Origin of the sequence: Nocardia nova NBRC 15556, from assembly GCF_001613005.1 — a bacterium.
Lineage (GTDB): Bacteria > Actinomycetota > Actinomycetes > Mycobacteriales > Mycobacteriaceae > Nocardia > Nocardia nova.
The window spans coordinates 19,472-32,296 of the sequence record NZ_BDBN01000058.1; the positions used below are offsets into that span (position 1 = coordinate 19,472).

Here is a 12,825-nt window from a genome sequence, read left to right on the forward strand (position 1 = left end):
GGCGCTGCGGGGTCGACTCGCCGCGCCCGCTCACTGAGCTGACCTTCGCGCGCACTCAACTCAGGCCAACTCGAGCTCGCGAGCCACCGCTACCGGATCGACCGCGATCGCCTCGACCGCGGGCATACCCAGCAGCGCGGTGTCGGGATCCTTGAGACCGTTGCCGGTGACGGTGCACACGACGGTGAGCCCGGAATCGAGCCAGCCCTCCTTGCGCGCGGCCAGCAGACCGGCCACGCTCGCGGCCGAGGCGGGTTCCACGAAGACGCCCTCGGTGCTCGCGACCAGGCGGTACGCGGCGAGGATCTCCTCGTCGGTGGCGGCCCGGAAGGCGCCGCCGGACTGCTCCTTGGCGGCCACCGCGCTGTTCCAGGACGCGGGCGCGCCGATCCGGATCGCGGTCGCGATGGTTTCGGGGTCCTTCACCGGCGCGCCGTTGACCAGCGGCGCGGCCCCGGCGGCCTGCACACCGAGCATGCGCGGACGGCTCGCGGTGAGGCCGTCGGCGTGATATTCGCTGTAGCCCTTCCAGTACGCGGTGATGTTGCCCGCGTTGCCGACCGGCAGGGCGTGCACATCGGGGGCCTTGCCCAGCGCGTCGCAGATCTCGAAGGCCGCGGTCTTCTGCCCCTCGATGCGGGCCGGGTTGACCGAGTTCACGAGACCGACCTCGGGAAAGTCCGAGGTGACCTTGCGGGCCAGCTCGAGGCAGTCGTCGAAATTGCCCTCGACCTGAATGATCTTGGCGCCGAGCATGACCGCCTGCGCGAGCTTGCCCATCGCGATCTTGCCCTGCGGGATCAGCACCGCGCAGTGCATGCCGGCCCGGGTGGCGTAGGCCGCCGCCGACGCGGAGGTGTTACCCGTGGAGGCGCACAGCACCGCCTTCTGGCCGCGGGCCTTCGCATCGGTCATCGCCATGGTCATGCCGCGGTCCTTGAAGGAACCGGTCGGGTTGAGGCCCTCGACCTTGAGATACACCTCACAGCCCGTGAGCTCGGACAGGTGATGCGCGGGCACCAGCGGCGTGCCGCCCTCGTAGAGGGTGACCGGCTCCCAATCGGCGCCGACCGCCAGGCGTTCCCGATAGGCGGCGATCAGCCCCGGCCACGGAGTGTGCACGGCCCCGGCCGACGGCGGCGCTCCTGTCTGACTCATTCCTCGGTGCCTTCCAATCTCAAGACGCTGGTCACGGACGTGACGGATTCCAGCTCGGCAAGTGCTGCCACCGTATCGGCCAGCGCCGACTCCGGTGCGTGGTGGGTGACCACGACCAGTCGGGCGCCCTCGTCGTGTCCCTCCTGGCGGACCGTCGAGATGCTGACACCGTGCTCGGCGAATTTGCCGGACACCGCCTGCAGAACCCCGGTGCGGTCGGCAACCTGCAGGTTCACGTGATAGCGGGTCGGGATGTCGCCGATCGGCGCGATCGGCAGCTCAGCATAAACCGATTCACCCGGTGCGCGGCCACCGTAGAACTTGTTGCGGGCCGCCATCACCAGATCGCCCATGACGGCCGAGGCGGTCGGCGCGCCGCCCGCGCCCTGGCCGTAGAACATCAGCCGGCCGGCGTTCTCGGCCTCGACCACCACCGCGTTGAAGGCGCCGTTCACCGACGACAGCGGATGCCGCCGCGGGATCAGCGCCGGGTAGACGCGCACCGACACCCGGTCCTTACCGGCGGGCGTGCTGCCCGCTTCCCCCGGCGCGGCCACCGCCGAACCGTCCATCGACAGCCGCTCGCCGCCGGGCATCCGCTCGCAGATGGCCAGCAGCTTCACGGTGCAGCCGACCGCCGCCGCGGTCTCCAGATCCTCGGCGGTGATCTTCGAAATGCCCTCGCGGTAGACATCGGCCGCGGTGACGCGGGTGTGGAAGGCCAGCGAGGCCAGGATCGCGGCCTTGGCGGCGGCGTCGTACCCCTCGACATCGGCGGTGGGATCGGCTTCGGCATAACCGAGCCGGGTCGCCTCGGCGAGCGTATCGGTGTAGTCGGCGCCGGTCTCGTCCATCGCCGAGAGAATGAAATTCGTTGTGCCGTTGACGATTCCGACCACCCGGTTCACCCGGTCGCCGGACATCGACTGGATCAGCGGGCGCACCACCGGGATGGCGCCGGCGACCGCGGCCTCGAAGTACAGGTCGGCGCGGCTGCCCTCGGCCGCCGCGGCCAGCTCACCGGTGTAGTCGGCCAGCAGCGCCTTGTTCGCGGTCACCACCGATTTGCCGCCGTTGAGCGCGGACAGGATCAGCTTGCGAGCCGGATCGATACCGCCCATCACCTCGACCACCAGGTCGACGTCGTCGCGGGCGACCAGCGCTTCGGCGTCGGTGGTCAGCAGCTCGGCCGGAATGCCGCGGTCGACGTCGAGGCGCCGCACCGCGACGCCCCGCAGCACCACCGGGGCGCCGACCCGCGAGCGCAGGTCGTCGGCGTGCTCGCGCAGGATGCGCACCACCTCGGTGCCGACATTGCCCATGCCGAGCACCGCGACCCCGATGGGATGTTCGATTCCGAACGCACCGCCTCGGGCCTGGTTCGTCGCCTCGGTCATGAGTGCACCTCCGTCGCTTCCAGGCTCATCAGATCCGCCACCGTCTCGCGGCGCAGCAGCAGCCGCGCCTGCCCGTCGCGGACCGCGACCACGGCCGGGCGGGTGAGCATGTTGTAGCGGCTGGCCATCGAATAGCAGTACGCTCCCGTGGCCGCGACCGCAACCAGGTCTCCCGGTCCGACGTCGGCGGGCATCCACGTGTCCCGGATGACGATATCGCCACTCTCACAATGCTTTCCGACCACACGCGCCACCACGGGGGCGGACTCGCTGGAGCGCGAGACCAGCCGGCAGTCGTAGTCGGCCTGATACAGCGCGGGGCGAATGTTGTCGCTCATCCCGCCGTCGACGCTGACGTAGCGGCGCTGCGCGCCCGCGTCGAGCGAGACGTCCTTTGTGGTACCGACCTCGTAGAGGGTGACGGTGCCGGGGCCGGCGATCGCGCGGCCGGGCTCCACCGCGATGGTCGGGGTGGGCAGGCCGATCTGCGCCGCCTCCACCTCGACGATGTCGCGCACCTTCGCGGCGAAGTCGTCCAGCGGCGGCGGATCGTCGCTCGGCAGATACGAAATGCCCAGGCCGCCACCGAGATCCAGGATCGCGATCTGTTCGGTGCGCTCGACGCCGAACTTCTCGATCGCATCGCGCAGCAGTCGCAACATGCGCCGCGCCGAGATCTCGAAGCCGTCGATGTCGAAGATCTGCGATCCGATGTGGCTGTGCAGGCCGACCAGGCGCAGATTGTCCGCCTCGAAGACCCGGGCCAACGCCTCCATCGCATCGCCGCCGGCGATCGAGAAGCCGAACTTCTGATCCTCGTGCGCGGTCGAAATGTATTCGTGCGTATGCGCTTCCACGCCGACGGTGACGCGGACCAACACGTCCTGCACCACGCCCGCGCGGGCGGCGACCGACTCCAGGCGCTCGATTTCGATCAGCGAGTCGACCACGACGTGCCCGACGCCCGCCGCGACGGCCTGCTCCAGCTCGGCGACCGATTTGTTGTTGCCGTGCAAGGCGATTCGCTCGGCGGGGAAGCCGCCGTGCAGCGCCACGGCCAGTTCACCGCCGGAACACACGTCCAGGTGCAGACCCTCGTCACGCACCCAGCGCGCGATCTCGCCGCACAGAAATGCCTTGGACGCGTAGTGGACTCGCGCGCCGGGCCCGAAGGCGCGGACCATATCGCGGCAGCGGGAACGGAAGTCGTCCTCGTCGACCACGAACAGCGGCGTGCCGAATTCGGCGGCGAGCTGCGTGACGGGCATACCGGCCAGGCGCACCACGCCGTCGGCGTCGCGAGAGGCGTTGCGGGGCCAGACCTTTTCGGGCAGGTCGATCATCGCGCGGGGGTCGGCGGGCCGCTCCGGCAGGTTGGGGGCGTGGGGGATCTCGGCGTGCCGAGGTCCCGCCGGATGCGCACTCACAATAATTCCTTCCTCACACGATGACCTGACCGACGGCGGTTCACATGCGCTCCGGGGCGGATACGCCCAGCAGCGCCAGACCGTTGGACAGCACCTGACGGGTGGCGTCGACCAGTTGCAGGCGGGCGGCGTTGACCGGCAGGACCGGGTCGTCGTTCTGCGGCAGGATCCGCAGCGTCTTGTTGGTCTGGAAGCGGTGGTAGGCGCCGGCCAGTTCCTCCAGATAACGGGCCACGCGGTGCGGTTCACGCAGGCTCGCCGCGCTCGCCACCACGGCCGGGAACTCGCCGAGGGTGCGGATCAGCTCACCCTCCTCGTCGGCGGACAGCAGACCGAGATCCGGTGTGACACCGGCGAATCCGAAGTCCGTGGCGTTGCGGGCGACCGCACAGGTGCGGGCGTGCGCGTACTGCACGTAGTAGACCGGATTCTCACTGCTCTGCTTGGTCCACAGATCCAGGTCGATATCGATACTCGAGTTCACCGAACTGCGCACCAGCACGTAGCGGGCGGCGTCGACGCCGATCGCCTCGACCAGATCGTCGAGTGTGACGACCGTGCCGGCGCGCTTGCTCATCCGCACCGCCACACCGTCGCGCAACAGATTCACCATCTGGCCGATCAGCACCTCGACGGTGTCCGGATCGTCGCCGAACGCGGCCGCCGCCGCCTTCAACCGGCCGATGTAGCCGTGATGGTCGGCGCCGAGCATGTAGATGCAGAGATCGAACCCGCGCGAGCGCTTGTTCTGGAAGTAGGCGATGTCGCCGCCGATATAGGCGGATTTGCCGTCGCTCTTGATGACGACGCGGTCCTTGTCGTCACCGTATTCGGTGCTGGCGATCCACCAGGCGCCGTCCTTCTCGTACAGGTTGCCCGAGGCCTTGAGCTGGTCGAGCGCCTTCTCGACGGCACCGGAGGCGAACAGCGAGCTCTCGTTGAAGTACACGTCGAAATCGGTGCCGAAATCGTGCAGCGTCTGCTTGATGTGGGCGAACATCAGCTCGACACCCTCGCGGCGGAACAGTTCGTGCCGCTCGTCCTCCGGCAGCGTCACCGCATCCGGATGCGCGGCGGTGATCTGGCCGGCGATATCGGAGATGTAGGCACCGGCGTAGCCGTTCTCCGGGGTGGGCGCGCCGGTGGCGGCGGCGACCAGCGATTCGGCGAAGCGGTCGATCTGCGCGCCGTGGTCGTTGAAGTAGTACTCGCGGGTCACGTCGGCGCCCTGAGCGGCCAGGATGCGGCCCAGCGCGTCGCCGACCGAGGCCCAGCGGGTGCCGCCCAGATGGACCGGGCCGGTCGGATTGGCGGAGACGAACTCCAGGTTGATCTTGGTGCCGGCGAGCGTCTGCGCGGTGCCGTAGGCGGCGCCCGCGGCGCGGATCTGCTCCACGATGGCGCCCTGGGCGGCCGCGGCGAGACGGATGTTGAGGAAGCCCGGACCGGCCACATCGGCCGATTCGATGCCGTCGGTGGCGGCCAGCGCGTCGGCCAGCAGACCGGCCAGTTCGCGCGGATTCATTCCGGCCTTCTTGCCCACCTGCATGGCCACATTCGTGGCATAGTCTCCGTGTTCCGGATTACGGGGACGCTCCACCTTGACCTCGTCGGGCAGGACCGCAGGGTCGGATCCACGTTCGACGAGCACCTTCGCCGCGGTCGCACGAAGGAGTTCTGCAAGGTCAGCTGGAGTCACGAGTCTCTATCCTATGGTCCGAGCGGGTGTGCGCCGCCAGCGGGCACCTGCTCGGCGCACCCGGCATCCGGCACCGGCGGCCCCGGCCCGCCGCGCCCGTACCCCTCCGACATACCCGAAGAGAGCGCTACGCCGATGCCGAACACCAGCGCGAAATCAGCCAAGGCGATTCGTGCCGCCGCGAAATCCGCCCCCGGCGGGGCGTACAACGGTAATTCCAACCCGCCGAAGCACCGGCGTGTTCCCTGGGCGCTGGTCGGCGCGGTCGTGGTGATCGCCGCCTTGGTCGTCGCCCTGGTCGTCTATTTCGTCCCCAAATCGCGCCACCACGCCGACAAGGAGAAGGCCGTCCCGCCCACCGGTCAGATGGACGAACTCCCCGCCGGCATCCCCGGCATCCCTGCCATTCCCGGCATGCCGGGTGCGCCGATGCCGACGCGTTGATGCCGCGCCGCCGCGCAATCCCTGCTCGGACCTGTCTTTTGGCGCACGCCGTGTGATGCGATACGCTTTCCCCGCCCGATCGGACGACGTATCCACTGGTGTCGACCGGGTCCAATCCCCGCCCTCGTAGCTCAGGGGATAGAGCGTCTGCCTCCGGAGCAGAAGGCCGCAGGTTCGAATCCTGCCGAGGGCACAGAAAACAGACCCCTGACCAGCGATGCACTGGTCAGGGGCTTTTTTTTCGTCCACACCTTCTGCGCGCGCAGTTGTGGTCCGGACCGCTGGAGAATTCAGTAGCTCGCTTTGCCGGGGCGGCTCCCACACCCCATTCAGGACGGTCCGGTCGGGCCAGTAGGCACACAGTCCCGTTCGGGTTGTCGATTCCGGGGATGCTCGCGCGTCGGAGGGGTGTACGGCCCGAACGAGGGCCACGCCGACGAACGAAGGACATGCCATGACCACGACTCGAACCGACGACTCGGCCGCCATCGCGCAGATCTTGGCCGAGCAGTACAAGGCCTGGGCGGCCGGGGACGCCGACGCTTTCGTCGCGGACTACGCCGAGGACGCCACGGCGATCATGCCGGGGACCTATCGGCGCAGCCGGGCGGAGATCCGGCAGGGTATGGCGGACAGTTTCGCGACCGTTCTCGCGAACTCGACCGTCATCGACGACATCGGAGATATCCGATTCCTCGGCGCGGACCACGCCGTGGTGGTCAGCAGGGCCGCGATTCTGTTCGCCGGGGAAACCGACGTCCCCGCCGACCGGTACGTCAACGCGACCTGGATCCTGCACCGGCGCGACGGCAAGTGGACGGTTGCCGCGTACCACAACAGCCCCGCCGCGGCGCGCTAGCGGCTCGCCACTCACCCGAATCGAACGATCGACACCACCCCCACGATCACGCAGTACGCCGCGAACGGCAACAGGGTTCGAGTCTGGAAGTAGCGTTCGAGATAGCGCACGGCGAACCACGACGTGACACCGGACACCACCGCGCCGACGAGGATCGGCCCCCAGATCACCTCGGCGCGTGGGGATATCAGGTCCGGGAGGTCGACAATCCCGGCGCCGAAGATCGCGGGGGTGGCGAGGAGGAAGGCGAATTTGGCGGCGTGTTCGTGCTCCAGACCGCGCCAGAGACCGCCGACCATGGTGAGGCCGGCCCGGCTGAAGCCGGTGAGGAGGGCGCCGGCCTGAGCCAGGCCGATGCCGACCGCGTCCCGGGAGTCGAGGGCCGCCAAGCGGCGGTCCGATTGCGGGAGGGAAAGCGTTGTCGCCGTGCGAGTTCGGCCGTTCGCCTGGTTCAGGGCGAAGCGACGGCCGTATTCGGCGAGGGTGGGCTCGTTGCGGCGACGCAGCCCCTCGCCGACGACCAGCACCACGCCGTTGACGGTCAGAAAGGCCGCGGCGCACAACGGAGCCGCGAAGACATCGTGCAGGGGATGTTCGAGCAGCGGGCCGAGCACCGCGACCGGCACGGTCGCGACGATGATCAACCAGGCCAGCCGCTGCGGAACGGTATCCAAGCGCCGTGTCCGCACCATCTCGACGAATCCGACGATGATCGCGCACCAGTCGCGCCGGTAGTAGATCACCAGCGCGACCGCCGTCGCCACGTGCAGGGCGACGACGAACGCCAAATAGGTTGCGGCGGATTCGGTTCCGCCCCGGTCGGCCAGCGCTCCCCAGCGTCCACCCAGCCAGGCCGCCACGAGAACCGAATGTCCGAGACTGGAGATCGGGAACAGCTCGGTGAAACCCTGCACCGCGCCGATGACCATCGCTTCGAAATAGGTGAGCATCGCGACGAGTTTCGCACGGCAATCATAAAGGTTCCTGTGAGCCGAATCTCGGATAAGTCACTGCGCGACAATGAGTTTCGAATCGTCCGATATGCCCGAAGTTGATCTTGGATATCGAGGACGGCGGCCCTGGGGCATCTCCGAGGGCCGCCGTCCCGGCACTCACCGCTGCGTCCGTACGCTCCGAAATGTCGACGCCACAAGCAATGTCAGTACCGCGATCCCCGCCGCCGCGGCGAAGGCGGTCGTGATGCCGGAGACGAGCACATGCACGGCCGAGCCGGACGCGGCCCGGACAGCGGTGCCGAAGACCGTGACCAGCACCGCCAGCCCCAGCGCCGCACCGGTCTGCTGCAGCGTCTGCAGCGCACCGCCCGCCGCACCGGCCTCCTCAGGCGCCACATTCGCCATGATGATCACGTTCAGCGGCGAAAATGCCAGGCCGATACCGCATCCCATCAAGACCGTCGCCACCGCGAGCAGCGGGAAGTAACCGGTATCGGTATCGAGCAGGGTGAGCAGGACCAGTCCGGCGATCATCGCGGCCGTCCCCACCAGCGTCACCGGCTTGGGTCCGAAACGGGGCAGCAGGCGGGGAATCAGCCGGATCATGGTGAACATCGTCACCGCGGTCGGCAGAAAGGCGAAACCCGTTGCCAGCGCGCTCATTCCCCGCACTTCCTGCAGATACTGGGTGAGGAAGAAGAACATCGAGGTTCCCGCCATCGGGCCGAGGAACATATTCGCGTACGCGGCGGCGCGATTGCGGTCGGCGAACAGGTGCAGGGGCAGCAGCGGCTGGACGGCGCGGCGTTCGATGAGCAGGAACGCCACCAGTGCGACGACGCCGACCGTGAGCGACACATCGGTCGTCACATCGTCCCAGCCGTGCGCCGCGGCACTGATGAAGCCGTAGACCAACGCGGCCACCGCACCCGTCGCGGTCACCGCTCCGGGGAGGTCGAGGTGCGCGCGACGGCGCGGCGCGTCGGGCAGATACCGCACCGCCAGCAGGGCCACCACCAGTCCGAACGGCACGTTGATGAACAGCACCGAGCGCCAGCTCAGCCACTGGGTCAGCAGCCCGCCCAGGATCAACCCGATCGCGAATCCCGCACTCGACATTCCGGAGAACAGGGCGAGCACCCGGACCCGCATCTTCGGATCGGCGAATGTGGTGGTGAGCAGGGCGAGAGTATTCGGTCCGGCCATCGCGCCGCCCAGGCCCTGCACGATGCGCGCGACGATCAGCCAGGCGGCCGACGGCGCCAGACCGCCGCCGAGGGAGGCGAGGGTGAAGAGCACGGTCCCGAGGATGAACAGGCGCCGGCGTCCGAACAGGTCACCGGCCCGGCCGCCGAGCAGCAGCAGCCCACCGAAGACCAGCGTGTAGGCGTTCATCACCCAGGACAGGCCGGTGGCGCTGAAGTGCAGATCGTGCTGAATGCGCGGCAGCGCCACATTCATGACGGTGATGTCGAGCACGATCATCAACTGGCAGGTCAGCAGCGTGACGAGCACGATGCCGGAGCGCAGGCGGCCGGGCGGTGCGCCGGCCTGCGCAGACGAGGAAAGCACGGAGGTAGAGGTCGTGGAGGTAGACAAGGAGGCTCCATCGGATGCGGAACTAAAACGGAGAATGTCTCCGTTTCCAATGGAGATAGCATATGGAGAAGTTCTCCGGTTACGCAAGACTAAGCGGAGAGTTCGTCCGTTTCCACTGGAGGAATCGTGAGCGCACCGTCGACACAGGGGTCCGGGCGCGCGGCGCCGCCGCGTCCGATGCGCGCGGATGCGCGGCGTAACTACGAGCGCATACTCGAATGCGCGCGCGAGGCGTTCGCCGAACACGGTCCCGAGGCGCCCCTCGACGAGGTCGCGCGCCGCGCTGCGGTGGGGCCGGGCACCCTCTACCGGCACTTTCCCAACCGGGACGCACTCATCGAGGCCGTCTACCGATCGAGCATCGAGGCGTTGGCCGAACTCGCCGCCGAGCTGACCGAAACCCTCCCCCCGCTCGAGGCCCTGGAGCAGTGGTTCCGCGCCCAGGTGCGGTTCGTGATGGACAAACGCAGTCTGGCGGTGACCCTCAAGGCCGCCATCGACCGCGGATCGCAGACCTTCACGCTGTGCTCGAATCTGATCACCGACGCCGCGACCTCGGTCCTGCAACCCGCCCAGGACGCCGGGTTGATCCGCCCGGAGATCGAACCACGCGATCTGTTGCGCCTGGGCCACGGGATCGGCGTCGCGTGCGAGACATCACCCGATGCGGCCGAACGGCTGATCACGGTCACCCTGGCCGGCCTGCGGACCACCGGCTGAGCCGATATTCGATTGCCCGCCGCGATCGGTGGCCGTAGCCTCGCTCCGTTTTCCATTCATCCATTCGGAAGGGAGTGAACACGTGCAACCACTGACCGAACGCGAGATCCGCTCGTCGTTCGTGAACTGTTCCAAGGGCGAGGCCAAACGCATGCCGGTCCCCCGGGATCTCGACGCGCAACCGTGGGACGACCTGGACTTCTTCGGCTGGAACGATCGGTCGATGCCGGGCCGCGCCTATCTGGTGACCCCGCAGGACGATCGGCTGGTCGGCGTGGCCCTGCGCTACGAGACGGGCGTATCCGGCCGGGCCCAGCTGTGCTCGATCTGCCTGACCACGCATACCGGTAGTGGCGTGTCGCTGCTCACCGCGCACAAGGTCGGCGACTCCGGGCGGCGCGGTAATTCGATCGGCATCTACATGTGCACCGATCTCGCCTGTTCGCTGTACGCGCGCAACAAGAAGCGTCCGGCGCTGGGCAACCGCTACCGCGAGGATCTGACCGACGAGGAGAAGGCCGAGCGGGTGCGCACGAACCTGCGCGCATTCGTCGAGCGTCTCTACAGCTGACCGACCAGGACAGCGCCCACCCGATCGAACGGAGGTAGATGCCGTGCGCCGACACTCGAGGACCGCGCCGCAGCCCTGATGCCCCGAGCCCGCCGGACTCGGGGCATTTTCATGTCCACCTCCGGACCACTCGGACCCTCACTTCGGCACCGACACCAGATACCGCTGCACCGTCGCACCGATCTCCGCGACGATCTCCTCGGCCGTCAACGCCACCACGGGCGGCAGACGCAGCACATAGCGGCACACCGCCAGTCCCAGAATCTGCGAGACCACCAATCCGGCTCGCCGCGGCGCGTCCGCGGGATCACCGACCCGGGTTACCATCGGCATCAGCTGTTCGGCGAAGACGCGTTGAAACCGTTGCGCCACAGCCTCGTCCGACACCGACGAACGCAGCAGGGTCAGCAGCAGTTCGTTACTCGGTGGCGTCTCCCAGAGTTCCAGGAACCGTCGCGCGACCGTCTCACCCAACTCGTCCTCGGCCACCGCCGCCAGATCCGGGAGGCCGAGATCGACGTCGAGCGCCGCGTCGAACAGGCCGTCCTTGTTGCCGTAGTACCGCATCACCATCGACGGATCGATGCCGGCGTCGGCGGCGATGGCCCGAATGGTCGCCTTGGCGAATCCCTCGCGGGCGAAATGCCGGCGAGCCGCCTCCAGAATCGCCGCGCGGGTGACGTCCGAGCGGCGCGGCGCAGTTTCCTCACTCATGCCCACAACCGTAGGCCAACAACTGTTGACTTTCCAGCGGCCGCGACCTTATTCTTAAGTCAACAGCCGTTGGCCAACACAGGTTGGCAAACTGAGGGAGTAGCCATGAACAGCACCGTTCCCGCCACCGCCGCGGTCGTCATCGTCGGCGCCGGGCCCGCCGGGCTGACCGCCGCGATCGCGCTCGCCGATGCCGGCGCCGACGTGGTCCTGCTGGATCGGCTGGCCGCCGGGGCGAACACATCCCGCGCCGCGGTGGTCCATGCCCGGACCTTGGAGGTCCTCGACGGATTCGGCATCGCCGCGGACCTGCACGATCGCGGCCTGGAGGTACCGCGCTTCGTCATGTACGAAGGCACCGATCGGCTGACCACCATCGATTTCTCCGGGCTGCCCACACCGTTCCCCTACACGCTGATGATCGGCCAGGAGACGACCGAGGCGGTCCTGCTCGACCGGCTGCAGCGGGCGGGCGGAACGGTTCTGCGGCCCGTCGAGGTCACCGCGGTAATGCCGGGCGAGCAGGCGGTCACCGTCGAATTCACCGATGCCGCAGGTGAATCCGGGTCGATCCGGGCCGGTTACGTCATCGGGGCGGACGGGATGCACAGCCGGGTCCGCGAGGCGGCGGGAATCGGATTCACCGGCGCCACCTATCCGGAATCGTTCGTCCTCGCGGATGTGCGGATGGACTGGCCCGCGCCCCGCGACGAAGTATCGCTGCACGTCTCACCGGAGGGCATCACCGTCGTCGCGCCGCTGCCGGACCCCGAGCACGATCGTTTCCGCATCGTCGCCACCGTCGCCGAAGCACCCGAACAGCCCACCCGCGCGCAAGTGCAGGCGCTGCTCGATGCCCGCTGCCCCGGCGCCACGGTGCGAGAGGTGTTGTGGAGCTCGCGTTTCCGCGTACATCACCGCGTGGCCGACCGGTACCGCGCCGGGCGGATTCTGCTGGCCGGAGACGCCGCACACGTGCACAGCCCCGCCGGTGGGCAGGGAATGAACACCGGCATTCAGGACGCCGCGCTACTGGGCACGCTGCTGGCCCGGGTCCTGCGCGGTGAACCCGACACGCTGCTCGACGAGTACGAGCGCACCCGCCGCCCGGTCGCGCTGGACGTGGTCGCCTTCACCGATCGCATGACCCGGATGGCTACCCTGCGCCCGCGCCCGGCCCGCCTGCTGCGCAATACCGCGATCCGCCTCGTCACCCGCGTTCCGGCGGTGCGCACGACGCTGGCCTACCGGCTCGCCGAACTCGCCAACCGGTGACATGCG

12 protein-coding genes and 1 tRNA gene are annotated in these 12,825 nt (G+C 68.4%); 6 read left to right on the forward strand and 7 right to left on the reverse strand.

All coding sequences use genetic code 11. From position 1 onward, the window contains the following. Nucleotides 1-60: 60 nt before the first annotated feature. Genes thrC through argS form a run of 4 tightly spaced genes read right to left on the reverse strand, consistent with a single transcriptional unit; the run spans nucleotide 61 to nucleotide 5,681 of the window. Nucleotides 61-1,158, reverse strand: a complete 1,098-nt coding sequence (thrC, locus tag NN2_RS22490) for a threonine synthase (protein ID WP_063015840.1) — start codon at nucleotides 1,156-1,158, stop codon at nucleotides 61-63. Further along, entirely contained in the window at nucleotides 1,155-2,555 is a 1,401-nt protein-coding gene (locus NN2_RS22495; protein ID WP_063015841.1) for a homoserine dehydrogenase, read from the reverse strand. Before NN2_RS22495 ends, thrC begins: the two co-directional genes overlap by 4 nt. Then, complete coding sequence (lysA, locus tag NN2_RS22500; RefSeq protein ID WP_063015842.1) at nucleotides 2,552-3,982, reverse strand: diaminopimelate decarboxylase; 1,431 nt, start codon at nucleotides 3,980-3,982, stop codon at nucleotides 2,552-2,554. Before lysA ends, NN2_RS22495 begins: the two co-directional genes overlap by 4 nt. A 40-nt stretch (nucleotides 3,983-4,022) precedes the next feature. Continuing rightward, the gene (gene argS, locus NN2_RS22505; RefSeq protein ID WP_063015843.1) at nucleotides 4,023-5,681 is read right to left on the reverse strand and encodes an arginine--tRNA ligase; all 1,659 of its coding nucleotides are present in this window, start codon (nucleotides 5,679-5,681) and stop codon (nucleotides 4,023-4,025) included. Between the two features lie 135 nt (nucleotides 5,682-5,816). On the opposite strand from argS, the gene NN2_RS22510 reads away from it, so the two are divergent. From NN2_RS22510 to NN2_RS22520, 3 genes are all read left to right on the forward strand, one after another. After that, nucleotides 5,817-6,125 carry a hypothetical protein gene (locus NN2_RS22510; RefSeq protein WP_063015844.1) on the forward strand — a complete coding sequence of 103 codons (309 nt, stop codon included), beginning with the start codon at nucleotides 5,817-5,819 and terminating at the stop codon, nucleotides 6,123-6,125. Nucleotides 6,126-6,245: 120 nt separating this feature from the next. After that, nucleotides 6,246-6,318: transfer RNA gene (locus NN2_RS22515), tRNA-Arg, on the forward strand. Nucleotides 6,319-6,579: 261 nt separating this feature from the next. Then, complete coding sequence (locus NN2_RS22520; protein WP_063015845.1) at nucleotides 6,580-6,984, forward strand: SgcJ/EcaC family oxidoreductase; 405 nt, start codon at nucleotides 6,580-6,582, stop codon at nucleotides 6,982-6,984. Nucleotides 6,985-6,995: 11 nt separating this feature from the next. On the opposite strand, the gene NN2_RS22525 is transcribed toward NN2_RS22520, so the two are convergent. Together NN2_RS22525 and NN2_RS22530 are read right to left on the reverse strand one after the other, a co-directional pair. Further along, nucleotides 6,996-7,934, reverse strand: coding sequence for an undecaprenyl-diphosphate phosphatase (locus NN2_RS22525; protein ID WP_063015846.1), 939 nt, complete (start codon nucleotides 7,932-7,934; stop codon nucleotides 6,996-6,998). Between the two features lie 162 nt (nucleotides 7,935-8,096). Beyond that, nucleotides 8,097-9,512, reverse strand: a complete 1,416-nt coding sequence (locus NN2_RS22530; RefSeq protein ID WP_063015847.1) for an MFS transporter — start codon at nucleotides 9,510-9,512, stop codon at nucleotides 8,097-8,099. A 153-nt stretch (nucleotides 9,513-9,665) separates the two neighbouring features. Here NN2_RS22530 and NN2_RS22535 point away from each other — a divergent pair, with 153 nt between their 5' ends. Continuing rightward, nucleotides 9,666-10,259 carry a TetR/AcrR family transcriptional regulator gene (locus NN2_RS22535; protein WP_227462901.1) on the forward strand — a complete coding sequence of 198 codons (594 nt, stop codon included), beginning with the start codon at nucleotides 9,666-9,668 and terminating at the stop codon, nucleotides 10,257-10,259. A gap of 82 nt (nucleotides 10,260-10,341) precedes the next feature. Beyond that, nucleotides 10,342-10,830 carry an FBP domain-containing protein gene (locus NN2_RS22540; protein ID WP_063015849.1) on the forward strand — a complete coding sequence of 163 codons (489 nt, stop codon included), beginning with the start codon at nucleotides 10,342-10,344 and terminating at the stop codon, nucleotides 10,828-10,830. A 138-nt stretch (nucleotides 10,831-10,968) separates the two neighbouring features. Here NN2_RS22540 and NN2_RS22545 read toward each other — a convergent pair whose 3' ends face one another. Further along, nucleotides 10,969-11,544: a TetR/AcrR family transcriptional regulator gene (locus NN2_RS22545; protein ID WP_174555003.1), complete on the reverse strand. Its 576-nt coding sequence runs from the start codon at nucleotides 11,542-11,544 to the stop codon at nucleotides 10,969-10,971. Nucleotides 11,545-11,649: 105 nt separating this feature from the next. Between NN2_RS22545 and NN2_RS22550 the strand changes: the two genes are divergently transcribed. Next, nucleotides 11,650-12,819 (forward strand): FAD-dependent oxidoreductase, encoded by a 1,170-nt coding sequence (locus NN2_RS22550; RefSeq protein ID WP_063015851.1) that lies wholly within the window; start codon nucleotides 11,650-11,652, stop codon nucleotides 12,817-12,819. Nucleotides 12,820-12,825: the final 6 nt, after the last annotated feature.